Here is a 21,759-nt window from a genome sequence, read left to right as displayed (position 1 = left end):
TACATAAGTGGAACAGAAGGGGTTCGATCTGCTGCCATTTGGGGCATAATCGAATTTGCTTGAAGGAGAATCGAATGCAAGAACACAATCCCTCAACCATGTATGGAACCACGATTGTCACTGTCCGCAAGGATGGCAAGGTCGTCATTGCCGGCGACGGGCAGGTCAGCCTTGGCAATACGGTCATGAAAGGCAACGCGCGCAAGGTACGCCGACTTGGCAAAGGCAATGTCATCGCCGGATTTGCCGGTGCCACCGCCGATGCATTCACCCTGCTTGAGCGGCTGGAAAGCAAGCTCGAGCAATATCCGGATCAATTGACGCGCGCCTGTGTCGAACTCGCCAAGGACTGGCGCACCGATCGCTATCTTCGCCGGCTGGAAGCCATGATGCTTGTCGCCGACAAGTCGGTCACGCTTGCGCTGACCGGCACTGGCGATGTGCTTGAACCCGAACATGGTGTCATGGCCATTGGCTCCGGCGGCAACTATGCGCTGGCCGCAGCACGCGCTCTTGCCGATACCGATTTGAGCGCCGAAGAGATCGCCCGCCGTGCCATGCAGATCGCCGCCGACATTTGCATCTATACGAACACGAGCGTCACACTCGAGACTCTTGATGCCGAATGAGCCTATCTATCGCTACCGCTTCATCCCGGTGGAACCCCGCCATTTGAACATGATTTCGGAATGGCTGGCGGAGCCGCATGTGGCGAAATGGTGGAATGAAGATTCCAGCGTTGAGATGGCATCGATCGCGGAACACATGGACAGTGTGTCCGTGGAGCCGTTCATTATCATGCTCGGCGATGAAGCGATTGGCTATCTGCAGACCTATGATCCGCACCTCGAGGATGATCACCCCTACCAGGATCAGCCGACCGGGACGCTCGGCCTCGACCAATTCATCGGCGAATCCGATCTGATCGGTCAAGGCCACGGCCCTCGCCTGCTTGACGAGTTCGTGTCGCTGCTCTTCGAAGAAGGCGTGCCTCGCGTTATCGTCGATCCTGACCCAGCAAACAGCCAGGCGATCAAGGCATACGAAAAGGCGGGCTTCGTCGCTTTCGATACCCGGACATCCATTTACGGTCCCGCCCTCATGATGGCACGGGACAACCCTGACCTTGTGTCTGAACAATCGCCCGACGACGGGCAGGAAACGAGATTACAATGACAACATTTTCCCCTCGCGAGATCGTCTCCGAACTCGATCGCTACATTATCGGCCAGAACGACGCCAAACGTGCCGTCGCTATCGCCCTGCGTAACCGCTGGCGCCGTCAGCAGCTGGAAGGCCAGATGCGCGAAGAGGTGATGCCGAAGAATATTCTGATGATCGGACCTACCGGTGTCGGCAAGACGGAAATATCCCGCCGCCTCGCCAAGCTTGCCGGTGCACCCTTCATCAAGGTGGAAGCAACCAAATTTACCGAGGTCGGCTATGTCGGCCGCGATGTCGAACAAATCATTCGCGATCTGGTCGAAGTCGCCATCGGTCTCGTGCGCGAAAAGAAGCGCGAGGATGTAAAGGCCAAGGCGCATGTCAATGCGGAAGAACGCGTTCTCGATGCATTGGTGGGCAAGACCGCAAGCCCGGCAACGCGCGACAGCTTCCGCAAAAAACTGCGTGATGGTCTGATCGACGACAAGGAGATCGAGGTCGAGGTTGCCGACACTGGTTCCGGCATGCCGAATTTCGAACTGCCGGGCATGCCCGGAGCAAACATCGGCGTGCTCAACCTCAGTGACATGCTGGGCAAGGCCATGGGCGGCCGCACCAAGACGGTGAAGACGACGGTCAAGGAATCGTACGGTGTCCTGATCAATGACGAATCCGACAAGCTCCTCGATCAGGATCAGATCACTCAGGAGGCCCTGAGGTCTGCCGAGGACGACGGCATCGTATTCCTTGACGAGATCGACAAGATTGCCGCTCGTGATGGCGGCATGGGCGCCGGTGTTTCACGCGAAGGCGTGCAACGGGACTTGCTGCCATTGGTGGAAGGGACGACCGTTGCCACCAAGTACGGTCCGATCAAGACAGACCATATCCTGTTTATCGCATCTGGTGCGTTCCATGTTTCGAAACCCTCTGACCTACTGCCCGAGCTGCAGGGCCGCCTGCCGATCCGGGTGGAGCTTAGCGCTCTGACTCGCGATGACATGCGCCGCATTCTGACCGAACCGGAAGCCAGTCTGCTCAAGCAATATATCGCGTTGATGGCAACTGAAGAGGTTACGCTCAATATAACCGATGATGCCATCGACGCTTTGGCCGATATCGCAGTCGATCTGAACTCGACTGTCGAGAACATCGGTGCGCGGCGCCTGCAAACGGTCATGGAGCGGGTGCTCGATGACATTTCGTTCAATGCACCTGACAAATCGGGCGCCGAACACACGATAGACGCCAAATATGTACGGGAGACTGTCGGAGATCTTGCCAAGAATGCCGATCTCTCTCGGTTCATACTGTAGCGCTTATCTCGGGCCTTGTGTTTGAATAATCATCACTTATCCCTTAGTGCCCCCTCGTGCTACGCGGGGGCATTTTTGTTTTGGAACCGTCCTCAGTCAGGTTTTTCTGGCTTTCGAGGGTGCAAGGCGCTATTCGGAGCGTCCAATCAATTTCTGGACCGATGATGAACCGCCACCTGATCCTTTTCGCGACAAGCTGTCTCTCGCTGTTGCTGGTCACTTTGCAACCGGTACAGGCTGTGACCGTTGTTCCCGAAGGCAACCGCAATGCGACCCAGCCGGGTGTTCCAGCTGCTTCCGCCAAGCGAACGCGCGAGTTGAACACTACATACGAAGCGAAATATCAGAAAATCTATAACCTGCTGAGAACCGACTCCAAACTGCGATCGAAGATCGCCAGCGTTGCGCGCACTTATGGCATCGATCCTGTTCATATCGCTGGCGCGCTCGTTGGCGAACATACCTATAATGTCGATGCCTATGACCGGCTTCAGACTTACTACGTCAAGGCAATTTCCTACGTACAGCAAGGCTTGAATTTCGATTATCAGGGCGAGACAATCGGCGCCTTCGTCAGACGTCCGCAATTTTCGTCTTGTGCGCAATTCAAAGACAGTTTGCGCCTTTGGACATGTCGCGAAGATGTATGGGAAGAGAACTTCCGCGGTAAATCTGTTGGTGGCAAGCCTTTCCCCAACAATCGCTTCAGCGCCGTATTCTTCCAGCCGTTCTACGCAGGGCAAAGTTTTGGCCTTGGGCAACTGAGCCCATTGATTGCGCTGCAGATGACCGACATGGTCAACCGCTATTCCGGCCTACCGAAGCTTGATGCCGACCATGCTGCCGATGTTTACAAGACCATTATGGATCCGGATCTGACCCTGCCCTATATGGCCGCAACGTTAAAACACTCGATCGAGGTCTACCGCCGGGTCGCCGACTTCGACATTTCCAAAAATCCCGGTATTACAGCGACACTTTACAATACAGGTGGTGCCGATAGCCGCGCACGAGTGTTGGCTGATTCCAACTTGGCCCGTGTAGCTAACGGCGAACAGCCGCAACTGCCGGAAGAGAATTACTACGGCTGGCTGGTCAACGACAAGATCGACCAGTTGCGGGCCCTCTTCTAGCGTTTTCGCTTTTCAGGTATTGCCTCCAACTTCAGGACCAACATCCGAGTGGTCTCCTCGTCGAGTTCACCAATTCGTGCGGCAAGAAGGTTCGCGAGTTTTGTCGCGGCCGGCGAAAGCCCCCCGGTATCGATGACGATGCGCGGGTCCGAAATCATCGCCAGCCGCTGCAATTCCTCGGCCTCGTCCCAGATAATATTGAAATACTGGATAATGCGCTGCAGCTTGTCCCAGGTTGGTTGACCGCGCCGGCCGTGTTCGAGAGCTGACAGGTAGGCAGCCGATACGCCGATCGACCTGGCCATATCCTTTTGCGAGATGCCACGTTCCGCGCGCAGATCGCGCAATTTTGCACCAAAAGGTGTCACGGTGCCTCCGGCTGCCGGCGCATACGAACATAGATCGCACCTGTGCCGCCATGATTGCGAGCAGCATCTTCATAGCCATTGACCAGGATGCGAAACGACGGCGTCATAAACCACATAGGAACCGCCTGACGCAGCACGCCATCGCTGCCCATGGATGAGCCCTTTCCGGTGATGACAAGAACATGCCGAAGTTTGCGCAGATGGGCGCGTTGCAGGAACCCGAGAAGCAAGCCATAGGCCTCGCTTTGGGTCAGGCCGTGCAGATCAATCCTCGCTTCTATGACAACCCGTCCCTTAGCAATCTTCTTGTGTGTGGGCCGATCGATTGGATGCAGGCGATGCGCCAACGCCGGCTTGGTCTCCACCGCGGCGGCGAGCGGCGTCGGATTTTCAGGTGCAGAGGGATGTATAGAAATCTGCTCTTGCATGTCATCAATCAGAAAGGTCGGCTTCTCCTTGCCCTTGAGCGGGCGGGCAGTCTTGGCCACCTTTTCCCAGAGGATCCGGTCCTCCAGCGTGGCGAATTCATCTGTTGGTACCTTCTTCTTCATCGGCCTGAGGCTGCCAGAAGGACACGGGGAACCAGCGCATAGAAATCCGCCTTGTGGCGGATACCCCCGGCGATCTCGCCCGCCGTATCGCCAGAACCGGCAAAGAGATCGCCACGTACAGGACCAACGATGGCCGAGCCTGTGTCCTGCGCGATCATCAGCCTCGCAAAGCGTTCCCCGCCAAATGCCTTTAAATCTGGCGCGTGAATATAGAACGGCGTGCCAAATGTATGCAGGAGCCGGTCGACGGCAAGCGATCGCCCGCCCGTCAGGGGGACTTTCGCGGCAGCGATTGGCCCCATCGCTGCATCGTCAACTTCGGCTTCGCGAAAGAAGATGTAAGAGCGGTTGTTCCACATCAGTGCCTGAGCTCTGTCCGGGTGCTCGGCAAGCCAGCTACGGATGGATTGCATGGACATTTTATCCGGCGCAACCTCTCCGCTTTCGAGCAGTATCTTGCCAATGCCGGTGAACCGATGCCCGGTCTTTGCCGCATAGGTGATGCGGCGCAAGCGTCCGTCGGTCATCTTTAGCCGTGCAGCGCCCTGCACGTGGATGAAGAAAGCATCGATCTGGCTTTCCACATAAGCGATCTCCAGTCCTCGGCCCTCAAGCGCGCCGCGCTCAATGGCCGGTCGGTCGAAATATTCGACGCGGCCGGTCGGTATCTGTCGCGCAAAAGCAAAGTAGGGATCAAAGCCCTCTGGCCGGTTGTTGTCGTCGATATCGACCAAATCCGCCGGACGGCGCAGGAATGGAACGGTAAATCTCTCAGTGCGAACCGGCGAGGCAACCACTTCCGGTTCGTAGAAGCCGGTCACAAAACCACCGGCTGCTTCGGTATTCTCTATGAGCGCGGGACGAAACCATTTCTCGAAAAAGGCCCTTGCCTCGCCGTCGGACTCGACGATTGTTTCACGTGAATCAGCAAAAATCGGTGCAAGGGCTTCGAAGTTGATCCCGAGCGATCCGGATTTGTACGGCTTTATCTGGACCTGTTCTGCCGAGCGAGCGAACGCGCGGAACGCTTCCAGGTGCTGGTCATCCCGCCAACCGGGACAATCAGTGAAATCCACCGGTCTGAAGAGGGATGAGAGCATGCTTTAGTCTTCGGCTTCGGTCGCGACCAACTTCCAGTTCGGGTCTTTCGACCTCGTATCACGCGCAAAGGTCCAGACGTCCTTGACCTCAGCAACGGCTTCCTTGTCGCCGTCGATCACGACGCCATCCTTATCGAGCGTTGCCGAAATAAGCTCGCTGGTGATGCGCACCGTAACATGGGACTCAGTGCCCTTCATTTCCGCGCCGATGATTTCCGCCTTGTTGATCCCGACGAACGAGGACTGCACTTTCTCTCCGCGTGCTTCGCGATCGGCAATGGCGGAAACGAAGCCATCGAAGACTTCGCGCGACAGCAGCGTCTTCAGCGTCTTGCGGTCACCATCGGCAAACGACATGACGATCATCTCATAAGCCATTTTCGAACCTTCGAGAAATTTCACAGGCTCGAATGAAGGATCCGCATTCTGGATGGCGCGCAGGCCGTCATTCAACGGCGTGCCAGGTTTGGAAATGGCATCGATCTTTTCGAAGCTGTTTTCCTTCACTTCGCCGCGGCGTGGCAGCGAAACGACATTGTCGCCGGGTTTGGACTTGTCATCCGCGTCGGCGGTGCGTGTGTAGGGATTGAACGGTGGGCGTTCACTGCCTGTGCGGCGACCGAGGACCTTCCGCAGCTGCAGGAAAATCACCACTGCTGCCACGAAAAAGAAAATCGTTCCGAAGTCCAGATATTCCATGTCGCCTGCCATTCGTTCTAATGTTCGTTTACGGCTTTCAATCTTCCGTCGAAATACCAAAAACATATAGATTGCCAACTGCAATCATACAAATACTCTTCACGCTATCCTATATAGGCATGAAATTGACACCGGCTATGGATAATATCCGGATATGTCCTTTGAAAGGTAAATTAGTTTGCGATCTCTTGTGCCCCTTTTCGTTCTGGCTTTGCCATTTCTTGAAATCGCCGGTTTCATTGTAGTCGGCAGCGAGATCGGTGTTTTGGCGACGCTCGGTCTGATAATCCTGTCGATTTTTGTCGGCGTATTCCTGTTGCGCTTTCAAGGCCTCGGCCTTATCCAGAAAATTCGCGAAGAAACGGCCGCTGGCCGTACACCAAAACGCGAACTGGTTCACGGTGTCATGCTGGTTTTCGCGGCGTTCCTGCTGATCATACCCGGGTTCATTACCGATATCATAGGCCTGCTGCTATTCATCCCCGCCGTTCGTGACTTTGGCTGGCGTTGCATCAGTGATCGTGTGGTCGTCGCCGATTCTGGTGCGCGTCGTCGCGGACGTCCCGACACATCGCGCAACAAGGACCGGGTTATCGAGCTCGATCCGGAAGACTACTCCAGCAAGCCGGATCCGGACTCGCCCTGGAACCCGAAACCATAGGAATCCGCCTGCCATTGAACTATGAGACTAGTGCGAGAGCCTTGCCTCGTTGAGGCACACATGCTAGCGACCCCTGCATTCATTCGATAACCGTGCAAAGCGGACGTAACAGAAGAAGGTTTCCAGACAATGGCTCAAAAGCCTGATGAAAAGGCCGAGAACGGCAACGAAGCGACAACTGGCAACGGTTCCGCTCAGCAGCAGACGCTGAATATCTTGGCGCAGTATGTAAAGGACCTTTCCTTTGAAAGCCCCGGCGCTCCGTTGTCGCTGCGTCCGCGCGAAAATGCACCCGGCATCAGCATCAATGTCAACGTCAACGCCAATCCGATCGCCGAAAACGATTTTGATGTCGTTCTCACGCTGTCGGCAAAGGCGAGCGAAGGCAAGGATGTGCTTTTCAACGCGGAACTCGTCTATGGCGGTGTGTTCAGGCTTGTCGGTTTCCCGCAGGAACACCTTTTGCCGCTGCTGTTTATCGAATGCCCGCGCCTGCTGTTCCCGTTCGCGCGCCAGATCATTGCGGAAGCCACACGCAATGGCGGTTTCCCGCCGCTGATGATCGACCCGATCGATTTCGCGCAAATGTTCCAGCAGCGCATGGCCGAAGAGCAGGCCAAGGCGCAAGTCAGCTAAGCCAGACTTTTTATGGAAGTTTAAAACCCGGGTTTTCGCCCGGGTTTTTCGTTCAAACAGCAAATGCTATACGTTCGTTCCAGATGGCTTTGTCGCCAATCTTTTCGACCAGGTGCGCGTGGGCCATTTTTTCGGTCTCGGTTAGACGCGGTTGGAGCGGTACTGGCCGGCGGGAAATGATAATTGTTCCCGAAATATCACCTGGCTTCTGGTTGTTTCCTTGTTCGGCAATCGTAAGGCCAAGCGCAGCCTGCTTGCCGCCGATCAGCTCGATATAGACTTCAGCGAGGAGCTGCGAATCCAGCAGAGCGCCGTGCATTGTGCGGTGGCTGTTGTCGATACCATAACGCCTGCAAAGAGCGTCGAGCGAATTCGGCCCCATCGGATGTTTTCGCCGCGCCAGCGCCAGCGTATCCACGACGCGGTCATTGTGAATCGGCGGATGACCGAGCCGGTTGAGCTCCGCATTGATGAAACCCATATCGAATGTCGCATTGTGGGCAATCAATTTGGCCCCATCTATGAAGTCCAGAAAGTCATGCAGAATCCCGGCGAACAGCGGCTTGTCGGCCAGCTTGTCATTGCTGATACCATGCACGGCCAGTGCATCAGGGTGGATGATCTTGCCTTCGGGATTGATGTAGACATGGAATGTCCGTCCGGTGGGGAACCGATTGATCAGTTCGACGCCGCCGATCTCGATGACCCGGTCATCAAGCCGGTCCAGACCCGTCGTTTCTGTGTCAAATATGATTTCGCGCATGGAATCACCCCTTTGCCCAAGTTCCACAAACTGGCCAGTGCGGGCAAGTGGGGACTGAAATGTATCCCCTTTATACTGTCAGCAGACTGATAATCCTGCGAATTTCATCTCGTGTAACGTCAAAATTATGGCGCGTGTCGATGATGAAATCGGCGCGGGCGCGCTTTTCAGCATCCGGAGTCTGGCGTGCCAGAATGGCATCCAGTTTGTCTGGCGTCATGCCTGGACGTTCGAGAACGCGCTTTCGCTGCACTTCTTCAGGTGCGGTAACGACGAGTATCTTGTCAACCCGCTCTTCAGCCCCCGTTTCAAAGAGCAATGGAATATCGACGACAATCAGTTTCGCACCATTGGCGCGGGCGCCATCTCGAAATCTGTTTTCCTCGGCCCGCACCAGCGGATGGACAATCGCCTCGAGCTTTTTCAGCGCCTCGGGTTTTCCCATAACCGCAGCAGAAAGTTTCGTGCGATCCACCTTGCCTTTTTTGGTCGTTCCAGGGAACGCCGCCTCGATCAATGGAGCGGCCGCACCAGAATAAAGCCGATGCACAGTCTGGTCTGCCGAGTACACCGGTATGCCTTCGTCAATGAACATCTGAGCAGACGTAGATTTGCCCATGCCAATGGAACCCGTCAGGCCGAGCACAATCATCTGGATTGCCCGCCATGGGTTGGTCTGTCCATATCGGCAAGAATGAGTGCTCGCAGTTCCGGTGTGACTTCCGGTGTGATGCCAAACCAATGTTGGAAACCGGGAACGGCCTGGTGCAACAGCATGCCAAGCCCGTCCACCGTTCTCAGTCCATGTGCGCGTGCGGCTTTCAACAGCGGTGTTTCCAGCGGAGCATAGACAATGTCGGTCAGCAGGGCATTTGCATTGACAAACGATAGATCAATAGTCAGATCATCCTTGCCTTCCATGCCCAGTGAAGTCGTGTTGACAATAAATGTTGCGTCTTGCAGCAATTCGGGAATTGCCTGCCATTCGTGCGCGGTAATACCTTGCCCGAAGCGATCCTTTAGTGCTTGCGCTCGTTCCACCGTGCGGTTGACGATGCGGATCTCACTAAAGCCCCGCTGCTTCAGCGCATAAATGACTGCACGGCTGGCACCACCGGCGCCGATAACCAACGCCTTATCGCCATTGTCCCAGCTCGGGTCCTTTGCATCCAGATTGGCGAGGAAACCGTAGGCATCGGTGTTACCACCCCACAACTCCCCATCCTCAAACCACAGCGTGTTGACAGCGCCTATATCTTCAGCGGCACTGTCGCGCTTTTTGCACAAGGCAAATGCCATCTCCTTGTGCGGTATTGTAACGTTGCCGCCGGTATAACCATTGTTCTGCAGGCTCCGGACAAAATCAGTAAAGCCTTCCGGTGCAATCTCGATGGCCTGATATGTGCCTTCCAGGCCATACTTCTTTAGCCAATAGCCGTGGATCAACGGCGAACGTGAGTGGCGAATAGGGAATCCCGTAACAAACGCCTTTGGATGATCAGCCATCTATCGCGCCCTCACGGCGTAACTCGGCGAGCAATGGTAAAAGCGGTAAACCCACTATGGTGAAATAGTCGCCATCAACCTTTTCGAACAACTGAACGCCTTCACCCTCGATTTGGTAAGCGCCAACACTTTGCAAAGCGATAGTTCCAGCGCGCGACAGGTATCTACCAATGAAACCCGGATCGAGATCGCGCAAAGTCATGCGTGCGATCGACACGTGCCGCCACAATGTCTGGCCATCCTTGGCGACAACGACCGCGCTGTTGAGATGATGCGTTTTTCCAGACAGTTTCAGCAATTGCCGGCGAGCAGCATCCATGTCTTCCGCCTTGTGCAGGATCTCATCGCCCAGGGAAAGGGTTTGATCGGAACCGATGACCAGTGCGGATGGGTTGCGCTCACTCACATCAAGAGCTTTTGCCTCTGCCAGAATCTGAGCGATATCTTCTGGCGTTGCGCCGCTATCATACAATGGCGCCTCCACAGCACGTTCGTCGATGTCAGCCGACTGAACAGTGAACGCAATACCAGCGTTTTTCAACAATGTGGCACGGAACGGGCTCTTGGAGGCGAGAATGATATCCATGTTAGGTTCTCTCTTGAACAGCGATGCGTTACCGCCCCTGCGAACGCAGGGCAAGAACGGCTGCCGCGGTTTCTTCGATCGAACGGCGAGAAACATCGATCATCGGCCAATTGTGCCGATGACAAATCTGCCGTGCATAGGTCAGTTCTTCGATAATATTAGCGCGATCGAGGTAGTGATCGGCATCGAAGCTGAGTGCTGCGCCAAGCACCCGGTGCTGACGTACCTGTGAAATGCGCTCTGCTGATGCGACCAATCCGACAATCAGGGGCCGTTCGGATTTCACAAGAACGTCGGGTATCGGCACCCCGATAACGATGGGAACATTGACGGTCTTGATACCGCGATTGGCGAGGTAGATGCTGGTTGGGGTTTTCGACGTGCGCGAAATACCGATCAGAATGACGTCCGCTTCCTCGATATCCGGCGGGAGCTGGCCATCATCGTGCTCCATTGTGAAATTGAGCGCGTCAATCCGCTGGAAGTATTCTGCATTGAGAACGTGCTGGGCGCCGACGCGCCGCCCCGCCGGAGCACCCAGATAGGATTGGAACAGCGTGAGGACCGGCTCGAGAACGGAGACACAGGGAACACCGATTGACGCGCAGGTGTCGTCGATCATGGCGGCGAGGCGCTGATCGACGATCGTGTAAAGGACGATACCCGGTTCGGCATCGATACCCTCCAGGACTCTTTTGATCTGCTTTTCGGTCCTTATCAACGGATAGACATGCTCAATCGCCCGCGCATGGGCATATTGTGCCGCGGCGGCACGACCGGCTGCGATGAGAGTCTCTCCCGTCGCATCAGAGATCATGTGAAGATGAAAGTAGTTTATCGGTTTCGTCACAGAAAATTCCACGTCTTGTTGATGACTGGGGACAAAGTGCCAGCGCATCCACAACTGATGGCAGCCATGTGAATTATTGGCAAGTCATCCACAGCGAGCCTGCCTGTGGGAACTCTTTCCGATCGTTTTACAATTCTGTGGACTATTGCGACTTTTCGCCTGTTTTCCCATGGTTTTCACAGGATTATCCACAATTGATGCTAAGTTAAATGATTGATATAATTGACTTATATCGATTTTTACCAATGCCCTAGGAAACTTTGCTGCAGTTATTCTGGATTGGAACCCGGAATTGTTCGTTGTGGGAATATTCTGGCAATGTGGTAATTCCCATTACAAACAGACTCTAAGAATCAGAAAATCCAATTAGATCTGAATTTCTTTTTTGTAAGATAGACTGGGAGTGACCAATGATGGTTCGCAAAGTGATGAAAGTCCTTGGAGGCGAGACTGTCTTTCCTCCACCAATCTGGATGATGCGCCAAGCGGGGCGCTATCTTCCCGAATATCGAGAAGTGCGAAAGAACGCAGGCAGCTTTCTCGACCTGTGCTATTCGCCGGACCTGGCTGTCGAAGTAACCATGCAGCCTATTCGCCGTTTTGGTTTCGATGCGGCAATCCTGTTTTCTGATATTCTGGTTGTCCCGCACGCGCTCGGACGCGATCTTCGCTTTGAGGAAGGACGTGGCCCCCTGATGACTCCGATCGACAAGGACGGGATATTCTGGCTGGAATCGAAAGGCGCGGCCGATCGCCTGGAGCCGGTCTACGAGACCGTGCGACTGTTACGGCAGCAACTCCCTACCGAGACAACTTTGCTCGGCTTCTGTGGGGCGCCTTGGACGGTGGCGACCTATATGATCGCCGGGCATGGGACGCCGGATCAGGCTCCCGCCCGGCTTTTTGCCTATCGCAACCCGGAAGCATTTCAAAAGCTGTTGGACGAGCTCGCTGATGTATCCGCTGAATACCTCATCCGTCAGATAGATGCGGGTGCCGATGCGGTGCAGATTTTCGATTCCTGGTCTGGTGTTCTCGATGAAGCCTGCTTCGAGCAGTTTTGCGTGGCGCCAGTTGCGGCAATCGTTAAAAAGGTTCGCGAAGTTCATCCAGATGTCCCGATCATCGGTTTCCCCAAAGGTGCGGGTGCGCTTTATGTGAACTATCGGGAACGTACCGGTGTCACCGCACTCGGACTGGATTGGTCAGTGCCGCTTTCGATGGCCTCGTCATTGCAGGGTGGTGGGGCAGTTCAGGGCAATCTCGATCCCTTGCGGGTCGTTGCCGGTGGTCGGGCTCTGGACGATGGCATCGATGCTATTCTGGATGCGTTGGGTCAGGGACCACTGATCTTCAATCTGGGTCATGGCATTACACCGGATGCGCCGGTGTCCCATGTCGAGCAGATGGTGAACCGCGTACGTCAGGCCACGATCCGGACCTGATTCTCAACAGTAGGCAAGCAGTATGAGTGATATCAAATTGACCAATACGGAATCGAAGAAAATTCCAGTTCTGCCGCGGTTGATCGCTGCGGCTGTGGCGTTTTGTGTCATCACGCTGGTTTTCCTATATCCCGGCGGCGCCTATCCATGGGTTAAAGCGATCCATGTCATAGCCGTTATCTCGTGGATGGCCGGGATGCTCTACTTGCCACGATTGTTTGTTTATCACTGCACCGCCGAACCAGGTTCCGTTCAATCCGAAACCTTCAAGGTGATGGAAAATCGCCTGTTGAAGGCGATCATCGATCCCGCCATGGGTGTGACCTGGCTCGCGGGGCTGTGGCTTGCCTGGCAATCGGCCGCTTACATGGATGGCTGGTTTCACGCCAAGTTTCTATGTGTTCTCATTCTTTCGGGCGTGCATGGGTATTTTTCCAAGGCGGTACGGCTATTTGCAGAGGACCGAAACGTGAAGACGGTTCGCTTCTGGCGTATGATGAACGAGGTACCGACCGTGCTAATGGTCATTATCGTGATCATGGTCATCATAAAGCCATTTTGATCGATAATAAAAATTTTAGTCAGTGATCAATACCACTGATGAAATCTCTTGCCCTTATGGCCACGATTGGCTAGACAAGGGCCTCCTCTCCGGAAATACCGCCACAGCAATCTTCGGCCATTTTTAGTGGCACTGCATTCAGGCATCGTCATTTCCCTTTCCCATTTCACACCAATAGAATTAAGAGTTCCGCACACATGCAGGAAATGAAACTACAAGAACTCAAGAACAAGACCGCGGTTGACCTCCTCGCCTTTGCCGAATCGCTCGAGGTTGAAAACGCCAGCGTCATGCGCAAACAGGAGTTGATGTTTGCGATACTGAAAAAATTAGCCTCGCAGGAGGTAGAAATCATCGGCGAAGGCGTAGTCGAGATTTTGCAAGATGGCTTCGGCTTTATGCGCTCCGCCAATGCCAATTATCTACCGGGCCCCGATGATATCTATATTTCACCCTCGCAGATCCGGCGTTTTTCGCTGAAGACAGGCGATACCGTGGAAGGCCCTATACGCGGACCGAAGGAAGGTGAGCGCTATTTTGCTCTACTCAAGGTTAATACCGTCAATTTCGAAGATCCTGAAAAAATTCGCCACAAGATTCATTTTGACAATCTGACGCCGCTCTATCCAAACGAGCGCTTCAAGATGGAACTGGAGAATCCGACCACCAAGGATCTTTCCGCTCGCGTCATCGATCTGGTCGCGCCACTTGGCAAAGGCCAGCGCGGACTGATTGTTGCCCCGCCCCGTACGGGTAAAACCGTACTCTTGCAGAATATTGCGCATTCTATCACTGCCAATCATCCGGAATGCTATCTTATCGTCCTTCTGATCGACGAACGTCCGGAAGAAGTGACCGACATGCAGCGCTCGGTAAAGGGCGAAGTCGTGTCGTCTACTTTCGATGAGCCCGCGTCACGCCACGTACAGGTCGCGGAGATGGTTATCGAGAAGGCAAAGCGTCTTGTCGAACATGGCCGCGATGTTGTTATTCTGCTCGATTCCATTACCCGGCTTGGCCGCGCCTACAATACCGTGGTGCCGTCATCCGGTAAGGTATTGACCGGTGGTGTCGATGCCAATGCCCTGCAGAGGCCGAAGCGTTTCTTTGGTGCCGCGCGTAATATCGAAGAAGGCGGTTCGCTGACAATTATCGCGACAGCGCTGATCGATACGGGCAGCCGTATGGATGAAGTCATCTTCGAAGAGTTCAAGGGTACCGGCAACTCCGAAATCGTGCTCGACCGCAAGGTCGCCGACAAGCGCATCTTCCCGTCCATGGATATTCTGAAATCCGGTACGCGTAAGGAAGACCTTCTCGTGCCGCGTCAGGATTTGCAGAAGATTTTCGTTCTGCGCCGTATTCTCGCTCCCATGGGCACGACAGATGCGATCGAGTTCCTTATCGACAAGCTCAAGCAGACCAAGACCAATGGTGAATTCTTCGATTCGATGAATACGTAACGTTTAAGGATTTGGCCGAAGCAGTGCTTGAAGCTCTTCGGTCGTCTCCACTGGTGCAAGACAGACGAACCCGCGGCACAAATAAGCTGCGGGTTTGTTTATTGTAACCTCGCCGGTGCCCGGAACGAGTTCCATCTTTTCGCCTTTGCGAAACTGAATCCATATATCGGTACGGCGCGGGTCAGGTGTGTGAGCCGCCAGTTTCATAAGGGGATGGTCTATCTCCGGCGCAACGATAACCAGTTTCAACGGCTCAAGAAGAAGGCTGGCGCTGTTGAAAACCCCAGCCTGTCCGTAACGCTGTTGGATCACCCGGCCCAGCGCGTTCTCAACACAACGTTCCGCATTTTGCTGAAGTTTCTCATCTCCGGTTATCGTCGCCAAGCGCGTCATTGCTTCGATGACCTGGCTGGTCGCGCTGGGTATTGCCTCATCCTGATCGCCGCGCACGCGAATGATGACATCCGCGCTGTCAGAAGCGCTAAGGGCATAGTTACCGTCCTCGGTCTTGTGCCATTTGTTCAGCATTGTCAGCCAATGCTGCGCATCCTTGATATATGGCTTTTCCTGCGTCGCCTCATAGAGCGATAGAGCCGCGTTGATCATCGAGGCATAGTCCGATGATAGCCCTGGAAACAGTCGCGACTCACCGAGAACCGAATGTGGAAGCCGCCCATCCACAGTCGATTCGGATATGGAACGATAAGCTGTAGCGCCTAGTTGCAACCAATCCGGCCGATCGAATGCGCGTGCAGCTTCTGCGAGCGCGCGGATCATCAGACCGTTCCAATCGGTTAGTGCTTTATCATCCCGTCCGGGGCGCACACGGTTCTCCCGTATTGAAAAGAGCCTCTGCCTTGCGCCGGCCAGTTGTCGTTCAACGTCGGGATCGAGACTGTCGAGAGCGTGCAGGCGATTGAGGATCGTCTTCTCCTCCCAGTTCCCCTCCTCGTGCACATCATAGACTTGGCGGAAAGTCTGGAATTCTGGTTCATCAGGGATTTGGGCAGCCTCCCAGACGTAGAAGCGACCCTCCTCCCCTTCGCTGTCAGCGTCGAGACTCGAAGCAAAACGTCCGTCGACCAGCATTTCGCGCCGCAGCCACCCGACCGTTTCTTCGATTCGGATACGGAACAATTCATCTTGGGTCTGGGCATATGCGTATGTGGCGTGGCGGATGAGCTGCGCATTGTCGTAGAGCATCTTTTCGAAGTGCGGCACCAGCCAATTGTCATCGACCGAATAGCGCGATAATCCGCCGCCCAGATGATCGTAAATCCCACCCTGAAGCATTGTTTTCAGGCTGGTCAGAAATGCATCCCGATGGGCAATCTCGCCATTTTGGAGCCAGGATAGCCACAAGGTATCCATGAAGGGAGCATTTGGAAACTTGGGGGCACCAGATAGGCCTCCCTTAGCTAGGTCGATCATGCTGTAAACATCTGCGGCAAACCGATCGAACAGACCTTTATTGATCGGAGTGGAATCTGCTTGGGCATTAAGCCGCCCGCTGACGTGCTGGGTAACTAGGCGAACATTTTGCTCGACGCGCATTCGATCCTTATGCCAGGCTGAGCTGATCGAACGGAGCACGTCAAGAAAGCCCGGCCTGCCGTACTTGGAATGCTTGGGAAAATACGTCCCGCCCCAGAAGGGCTCCGCCCCTGGCGTGAGGAACATCGTCAGCGGCCAGCCGCCTTGTTGGCCCATTGCGCCGAGCGCCGCCATATATATCTGGTCGATGTCAGGCCGTTCTTCGCGATCCACTTTCACGTTGATGTAGAGATCGTTCATCAGTGCTGCGACTTCAACGTCTTCAAAACACTCATGCGCCATGACATGGCACCAATGGCAGGCGGCGTAGCCAACGGATAGAAGGATGGGCTTGCCGGTTTCGCGGGCCTCGTCCAATGCATGCTTGCCCCATGGCCGCCAGTGGACAGGGTTTGTCGCATGCTGGCGCAGGTAAGGGCTGGATTCGTGGCCGAGCAGATTGGCTTTATCAAACATCGAAACTGCAATACCCTTTTCGAATGAAACGCGACAGTCTATCAAGGCCTAGTGTAGGCGTGGATTGAACGAAATGAAACAGAACCATGTTTTTGGCGATACGATTTTCGCCCTCTCCAGCGGTAGGCTCCCCTCCGGCGTGGGCGTTATGCGCATCTCCGGACCGCAGACTCGATTCGTTATCGAAACAATATCTGGCGGTCTTCCCGAGCCGAGGATTGCTGCCTTGCGATTTTTCAGGGATTCGGAGAATAGTCCTATCGATCGTGGACTGGTGCTGTTCTTTCCAGCGCCGGCGAGCTTTACCGGCGAAGATTGCGCTGAGCTCCACCTTCATGGGGGCAAGGCCGTTGTGGACGCTATGATTACTGCGTTGTACAAATTTGAGGGCTGCCGGTTGGCCGAGGCGGGAGAGTTTACCCGCCGCGCTTTTGCTAATGGCAAATTCGATCTGACGGTGGCTGAGGGCCTCGCCGACTTGATAGCGGCGGAGACCGACGGCCAACGCAGGCTCGCGCTCCAGATCTCTTCTGGAGCTCAAGCAACTCTTTATGCCTCCTGGCGCACAGAACTGATACGCGCGCGCGCTTTGATCGAAGCCGAGCTTGATTTTGCCGACGAATCGGATGTCCCAGGATCGGTCTCCGATCAGGTCTGGCAGTCGATGCGTGATTTGGCCGACCGCATGGGCAAGCATGTTGCAGACGGGAAACGTGGTGCGATGGTCCGTGACGGTATTCGCGTGGTTATCGTCGGGGCACCAAATGCCGGCAAATCCAGCCTTCTCAATGCGCTGGCGGGTCGTGACGTTGCTATTGTATCGGACGAGCCGGGTACAACGCGGGATCTGATCGAGATAAAACTCGATCTGAATGGCCTTCCAGTGCTGGTTACCGATACGGCTGGCTTGCGCGAGACCGAGGGAAAGGTCGAGAGAATAGGTATCAACCGCGCTCGAGAACAGGCCTCCGCAGCGGATTTGGTAATTACACTAACCGATCTATCGAACCCGGTTGCGCCTGCGCTGGACGATGTTGCAGATAGCGTAACGCTCCGTCTTGGCACGAAATCCGATCTTGCGGCGCCTTCGGCTGCTGCCAAATATGATCTGGTTATCTCCACCCGAACCGGGGAAGGACTGGATGATCTGTTGGAGACGCTTAGCAAACGGGCAGGGCTTGCTGCGGGTAATCTCTCTGACCCGTTGCCCACGCGTCGCCGGCATATGGAACTCTTGGCGGAAACCATTCGCGAGGTCACGGCCGCGGTTTACGACGAAGCGGCGCCTCTGGAAGTTCGGGCCGAATATTTACGTCGCGCCTCGCATTCGTTGGGCAGGATAACCGGGGATGTGGATGTCGAAGATATCTTGGATGTTGTTTTTGCGCAGTTCTGCATCGGCAAATGATTCACGTGAAACACTTGTTCGTCGGGGATTGCAACGCGCAGCCAGCGCCCATTGTTTCACGTGAAACATGGTCCATCAGCCCATACTTGACTCTCGGCGCGGTTTTGCCCATCAAGGCACGATTCAAATCTCAGAAAGTTCTGGCACGTGGAAAAAGCTTTTGATGTCATCATTATTGGTGGTGGTCACGCCGGCTGTGAGGCAGCAGCAGCTTCCGCGCGCTTTGGCGCCAGGACGGCGCTAATCACCCATCGTGCTGACACGATCGGAGTTATGTCATGCAATCCGGCGATCGGGGGATTGGGCAAGGGTCACCTCGTCCGCGAGATCGATGCACTTGATGGACTGATGGGCCGTGTAGCCGACGCCGCGGGTATCCAGTTTCGCTTGCTGAATAGGCGAAAGGGTCCTGCCGTGCGCGGGCCACGCACCCAGGCGGATCGCAAGCTCTATCGCGTAGCCATGCAACAGGCAATTGCCGAGCAGGCCAACTTAACTGTGGTTGAGGGCGGGGCCAGTGATCTCGCTATTGAAAATGGCAGGGTTATTGGAGTCCAATTGATGGATGGGCGCGTGCTATCCTGCACGTCAGCGGTTTTGACGACGGGAACATTTCTGCGCGGTCTCATCCATATTGGGGAAAAGCAGATCCCGGCGGGACGTATCGGCGAAGCTCCTGCCCTTGGCCTCTCAGACACCTTGGCAAAGCATGAGTTTGCGCTCGGACGATTGAAGACTGGCACGCCGCCACGGCTCGACGGACGTTCGATCGATTGGCAGAACCTGGACATGCAATCCGCCGATGCGGATCCCTTTCCCTTTTCGCTGATGACGGATTCGATCCGGAACCTGCAGATTGATTGTGGAATCACCCGAACGACGCCGGAAACACATGCGATCATTCGAGCGAACTTGCATCGATCAGCCATGTATTCCGGCTCCATTGAGGGTGTCGGTCCGCGTTACTGTCCGTCCGTTGAGGATAAGATCGTAAAGTTTGGGGATCGGGACGGACACCAGATATTTCTTGAGCCGGAAGGGCTTGACGACAACACCGTTTATCCTAACGGCATCTCGACCTCGCTGCCGGAGGATGTCCAGCTTGATCTCTTGAAGACCATACCAGGTTTGGAACATGCTGTTATGTTGCAGCCAGGCTACGCCATCGAGTATGATTTTATTGATCCCCGCGAACTTGATCGCAGTTTGCAAACACGTCGTATTTCGGGCCTGTTCATGGCGGGCCAGATCAACGGAACCACAGGCTATGAGGAAGCCGCGGCACAAGGCTTGCTCGCCGGTCTCAATGCTGCGCGTCTCGCCGCCGGTTCTGCGCCTGTCATTATTCAACGGACGGAGGCATACATTGGTGTCATGGTCGACGATCTCACGTCGCGTGGCGTAAGCGAACCATACCGGATGTTTACATCCCGGGCGGAATTCCGGTTGTCGCTTCGGGCGGACAATGCTGATCAACGTTTGACTCCAATGGCTGAACGACTTGGCATTCTTGGCGCGACCCGCAAGGAACGCTTTGCTGGCCGGACGCGTGATCTCGATGCAGCGCGCGAACTCGCAAAGGGCTTGGCGATTACTCCCAATGCGGCAGCGCGGGCGGATCTCCATTTGAACCAGGATGGCATCCGCCGCTCGGCCTACGACCTGCTGGCGTTCCCTGATATTGACTTTGCGCGTCTCACGCAAATCTGGCCAGAGCTTGGCGAGATCAGTGGTCGTGTTGCCGATGCGCTGGCGATCGAAGCACAGTATGCCGTCTATCTTGACCGGCAGAAAGCCGACGTGGCGGCTATGGAGCGCGAAGAATCCCTATTGATTCCGCAATCGATTGATTTTTCCAAAACACCCGGTCTGTCGAATGAGCTTAAGCAAAAATTGAAGCAGCGGCAGCCGCGTTCGCTTGCTGAAGCGCAGCGCATCGATGGCATGACCCCTGCCGCCTTGGCTCTCATCATTACGCAGATTCGCCGGACTGCTAGGTGTGAAGTGGCGTGAGTTCCAGCCGGGAAAAACGTCTGAAAGAAGTATTATCCATTGTTTCACGTGAAACAGTGGATAATCTATATGACTTTGAAGAACTCTTCCGCAAGTGGTCCGCGGCTATCAATCTGGCATCGCCCTCAACACTCGATCAGCTATGGGAACGGCATATCGTGGACAGCGCTCAACTTTTCGATATGGCGCCATATGCCCTAAAGTGGCTGGATCTTGGTTCCGGTGGCGGGTTTCCTGGTATTGTACTGGCAATTCTTCTTAAGCAACGGCCGGGAGCCAGTATAGATATGGTCGAAAGCAATGGTAAGAAAGCCGCTTTTTTGCGCACAGCGATTGGCCGGTTCTCCGCCCCCGGAACCATCCACGCTATGCGAATCGATGCTGCGTGGGCCAAAATAGCTACCCCAGACGTTATAACCGCCCGCGCTCTCGCCCCTTTGAGCGGTTTGTTCACGCTTGCCGAGCCCTGGTTGAGGCAGGATGCTGTAGCGCTTTTTCAAAAAGGACGGGATTACCGCAGGGAAATCGAGGAAACCCGTGACGCGTGGTCATTTGATCTGGTAGAACGTGAAAGTGCCGTCGACAAAGATTCTGTCGTGCTACATGTCAGCAATTTGCGACGGAAAGACACGAACCAATAGAATTTGCATCCGCCTGATCGTCTTCGATCGACGTTTTTCTCAGGAAGTCAAGCGATGAACAGCCAGACTCGCATCATTACCATAGCCAATCAAAAGGGCGGAGTGGGTAAAACCACGACCGCGATCAATCTGGCCACGGCGTTGGCTGCTATTGGTGAGAGTGTATTGATTGTCGACCTTGATCCGCAGGGCAATGCCAGCACAGGGCTTGGAATCGATCGAAAAAGTCGAACTATATCGTCCTACGACGTCCTGATGCAGTTGGCTTCCGTCGAAGAAGCGGCTGTGCCGACAGCGGTGCCGAATCTATCGCTAATTCCTTCCACGCTGGACCTTCTTGGCGTCGAGATGGAGATTTCGAATGCCTCCGACCGTGCTACGCGGCTGCGCAAGGCGTTTCGCGGCGGTGCAGACGCATCTCCTTTTACCTACATCTTGATAGATTGCCCTCCGTCGCTCAATCTATTGACGATGAATGCGATGGCTGCGGCCGATTCAGTTCTGGTCCCATTGCAGTGTGAATTCTTCGCGCTTGAGGGATTGAGTCAGCTTCTGGAGACGGTCAATCAGGTCAGAGCGGCGCTTAATCCTCATCTGATGATTCAGGGGATCGTGCTCACTATGTTTGATGGGCGGAACAATCTTGCGACGCAGGTCGTCGATGATGTGCGCTCTTTTATGGGCGACAAGGTTTACCGGACCGTCATACCCCGCAATGTTAGGGTTTCCGAGGCACCGTCCTATGGAATTCCAGCGATTCTGTACGATCTGAAATGTGCGGGCAGCCAAGCATATCTGCAGCTCGCATCAGAGGTTATTCAACGAGAGCGGCATTTGCGTGCGGCCTGATCGATTCGAAGGCGAAACATTTATGAGAGTCCACT

23 protein-coding genes are annotated in these 21,759 nt (G+C 54.9%); 13 read left to right on the top strand and 10 right to left on the bottom strand.

From position 1 onward, the window contains the following. The first annotated feature begins 74 nt into the window (after window positions 1–74). The 4 genes from hslV (at window position 75) to C7476_RS09560 (ending at window position 3,613) form a co-directional block, all read left to right on the top strand. Window positions 75–629 (top strand): ATP-dependent protease subunit HslV, encoded by a 555-nt coding sequence (gene hslV / locus C7476_RS09575; RefSeq protein ID WP_114429706.1) that lies wholly within the window; start codon window positions 75–77, stop codon window positions 627–629. Continuing rightward, window positions 619–1,176 carry a GNAT family N-acetyltransferase gene (locus C7476_RS09570; RefSeq protein WP_114429705.1) on the top strand — a complete coding sequence of 186 codons (558 nt, stop codon included), beginning with the start codon at window positions 619–621 and terminating at the stop codon, window positions 1,174–1,176. Before hslV ends, C7476_RS09570 begins: the two co-directional genes overlap by 11 nt. Next, on the top strand, window positions 1,173–2,480 hold the full coding sequence (gene hslU, locus C7476_RS09565; protein WP_112524889.1) for an ATP-dependent protease ATPase subunit HslU: 1,308 nt from the start codon (window positions 1,173–1,175) through the stop codon (window positions 2,478–2,480). Before C7476_RS09570 ends, hslU begins: the two co-directional genes overlap by 4 nt. Before the next feature lie 164 nt (window positions 2,481–2,644). Continuing rightward, window positions 2,645–3,613, top strand: a complete 969-nt coding sequence (locus C7476_RS09560) for a DUF1402 family protein (RefSeq protein ID WP_114429897.1) — start codon at window positions 2,645–2,647, stop codon at window positions 3,611–3,613. Here C7476_RS09560 and C7476_RS09555 read toward each other — a convergent pair. Genes C7476_RS09555 through C7476_RS09540 form a run of 4 tightly spaced genes read right to left on the bottom strand, consistent with a single transcriptional unit; the run spans window position 3,610 to window position 6,331 of the window. Beyond that, the gene (locus C7476_RS09555; RefSeq protein ID WP_114429704.1) at window positions 3,610–3,981 is read right to left on the bottom strand and encodes a helix-turn-helix domain-containing protein; all 372 of its coding nucleotides are present in this window, start codon (window positions 3,979–3,981) and stop codon (window positions 3,610–3,612) included. The genes C7476_RS09560 and C7476_RS09555 overlap by 4 nt on opposite strands. Beyond that, entirely contained in the window at window positions 3,978–4,532 is a 555-nt protein-coding gene (locus C7476_RS09550; RefSeq protein WP_114429703.1) for a Smr/MutS family protein, read from the bottom strand. Before C7476_RS09550 ends, C7476_RS09555 begins: the two co-directional genes overlap by 4 nt. Further along, window positions 4,529–5,632: a murein transglycosylase A gene (gene mltA / locus C7476_RS09545; protein WP_114429702.1), complete on the bottom strand. Its 1,104-nt coding sequence runs from the start codon at window positions 5,630–5,632 to the stop codon at window positions 4,529–4,531. Before mltA ends, C7476_RS09550 begins: the two co-directional genes overlap by 4 nt. 3 nt (window positions 5,633–5,635) lie before the next feature. Continuing rightward, entirely contained in the window at window positions 5,636–6,331 is a 696-nt protein-coding gene (locus C7476_RS09540) for a Tim44/TimA family putative adaptor protein (RefSeq protein ID WP_114429896.1), read from the bottom strand. Window positions 6,332–6,509: 178 nt separating this feature from the next. On the opposite strand from C7476_RS09540, the gene C7476_RS09535 reads away from it, so the two are divergent. Both C7476_RS09535 and secB read left to right on the top strand, forming a co-directional pair. Further along, complete coding sequence (locus tag C7476_RS09535) at window positions 6,510–6,992, top strand: FxsA family protein (RefSeq protein ID WP_114429701.1); 483 nt, start codon at window positions 6,510–6,512, stop codon at window positions 6,990–6,992. A 129-nt stretch (window positions 6,993–7,121) separates the two neighbouring features. After that, the gene (gene secB / locus C7476_RS09530) at window positions 7,122–7,628 is read left to right on the top strand and encodes a protein-export chaperone SecB (protein ID WP_114429700.1); all 507 of its coding nucleotides are present in this window, start codon (window positions 7,122–7,124) and stop codon (window positions 7,626–7,628) included. 52 nt (window positions 7,629–7,680) lie between these two features. Here the strand turns inward: secB and dnaQ are convergent, their stop codons facing one another. The 5 genes from dnaQ to C7476_RS09505 all read right to left on the bottom strand — a co-directional run bounded on the left by dnaQ (window position 7,681) and on the right by C7476_RS09505 (window position 11,381). Beyond that, entirely contained in the window at window positions 7,681–8,391 is a 711-nt protein-coding gene (dnaQ, locus tag C7476_RS09525; RefSeq protein ID WP_114429699.1) for a DNA polymerase III subunit epsilon, read from the bottom strand. A 70-nt stretch (window positions 8,392–8,461) separates the two neighbouring features. Further along, window positions 8,462–9,043, bottom strand: a complete 582-nt coding sequence (coaE, locus tag C7476_RS09520; protein WP_114429698.1) for a dephospho-CoA kinase — start codon at window positions 9,041–9,043, stop codon at window positions 8,462–8,464. Then, window positions 9,040–9,897 (bottom strand): shikimate dehydrogenase, encoded by an 858-nt coding sequence (locus C7476_RS09515; RefSeq protein WP_114429697.1) that lies wholly within the window; start codon window positions 9,895–9,897, stop codon window positions 9,040–9,042. Before C7476_RS09515 ends, coaE begins: the two co-directional genes overlap by 4 nt. Continuing rightward, window positions 9,890–10,483, bottom strand: coding sequence for a Maf-like protein (locus C7476_RS09510; protein WP_114429696.1), 594 nt, complete (start codon window positions 10,481–10,483; stop codon window positions 9,890–9,892). Before C7476_RS09510 ends, C7476_RS09515 begins: the two co-directional genes overlap by 8 nt. A 28-nt stretch (window positions 10,484–10,511) precedes the next feature. Beyond that, the gene (locus C7476_RS09505; RefSeq protein WP_425373961.1) at window positions 10,512–11,381 is read right to left on the bottom strand and encodes a pyruvate, water dikinase regulatory protein; all 870 of its coding nucleotides are present in this window, start codon (window positions 11,379–11,381) and stop codon (window positions 10,512–10,514) included. A 365-nt stretch (window positions 11,382–11,746) separates the two neighbouring features. On the opposite strand from C7476_RS09505, the gene hemE reads away from it, so the two are divergent. The 3 genes from hemE to rho all read left to right on the top strand — a co-directional run bounded on the left by hemE (window position 11,747) and on the right by rho (window position 14,803). Next, window positions 11,747–12,778, top strand: coding sequence for a uroporphyrinogen decarboxylase (gene hemE / locus C7476_RS09500; RefSeq protein WP_114429894.1), 1,032 nt, complete (start codon window positions 11,747–11,749; stop codon window positions 12,776–12,778). Window positions 12,779–12,800: 22 nt separating this feature from the next. Continuing rightward, a complete protein-coding gene (gene hemJ / locus C7476_RS09495) occupies window positions 12,801–13,340 on the top strand; it encodes a protoporphyrinogen oxidase HemJ (protein ID WP_114429695.1) in 540 nt (179 codons plus the stop codon). A 197-nt stretch (window positions 13,341–13,537) separates the two neighbouring features. Then, window positions 13,538–14,803 carry a transcription termination factor Rho gene (rho, locus tag C7476_RS09490; protein ID WP_114429694.1) on the top strand — a complete coding sequence of 422 codons (1,266 nt, stop codon included), beginning with the start codon at window positions 13,538–13,540 and terminating at the stop codon, window positions 14,801–14,803. 3 nt (window positions 14,804–14,806) lie between these two features. On the opposite strand, the gene C7476_RS09485 is transcribed toward rho, so the two are convergent. Further along, window positions 14,807–16,813, bottom strand: a complete 2,007-nt coding sequence (locus C7476_RS09485; RefSeq protein ID WP_114429693.1) for a thioredoxin domain-containing protein — start codon at window positions 16,811–16,813, stop codon at window positions 14,807–14,809. 73 nt (window positions 16,814–16,886) lie between these two features. Between C7476_RS09485 and mnmE the strand changes: the two genes are divergently transcribed. The 4 genes from mnmE (at window position 16,887) to C7476_RS09465 (ending at window position 21,724) form a co-directional block, all read left to right on the top strand. Beyond that, window positions 16,887–18,221 (top strand): tRNA uridine-5-carboxymethylaminomethyl(34) synthesis GTPase MnmE, encoded by a 1,335-nt coding sequence (gene mnmE / locus C7476_RS09480; RefSeq protein ID WP_114429692.1) that lies wholly within the window; start codon window positions 16,887–16,889, stop codon window positions 18,219–18,221. A 147-nt stretch (window positions 18,222–18,368) separates the two neighbouring features. Further along, complete coding sequence (mnmG, locus tag C7476_RS09475; RefSeq protein ID WP_114429691.1) at window positions 18,369–20,234, top strand: tRNA uridine-5-carboxymethylaminomethyl(34) synthesis enzyme MnmG; 1,866 nt, start codon at window positions 18,369–18,371, stop codon at window positions 20,232–20,234. Then, window positions 20,231–20,875, top strand: a complete 645-nt coding sequence (rsmG, locus tag C7476_RS09470) for a 16S rRNA (guanine(527)-N(7))-methyltransferase RsmG (RefSeq protein WP_114429690.1) — start codon at window positions 20,231–20,233, stop codon at window positions 20,873–20,875. Before mnmG ends, rsmG begins: the two co-directional genes overlap by 4 nt. A 54-nt stretch (window positions 20,876–20,929) precedes the next feature. Continuing rightward, a complete protein-coding gene (locus tag C7476_RS09465; RefSeq protein ID WP_114429689.1) occupies window positions 20,930–21,724 on the top strand; it encodes a ParA family protein in 795 nt (264 codons plus the stop codon). The last annotated feature ends 35 nt before the right edge of the window (window positions 21,725–21,759 follow it).

It is taken from the genome of Phyllobacterium bourgognense (assembly GCF_003337575.1).
GTDB classification, from domain to species: Bacteria; Pseudomonadota; Alphaproteobacteria; order Rhizobiales; family Rhizobiaceae; genus Phyllobacterium; species Phyllobacterium bourgognense.
The sequence above is the reverse complement of the archived record's forward strand: the minus strand, read 5'-3'. Positions and strand labels throughout refer to the sequence as shown.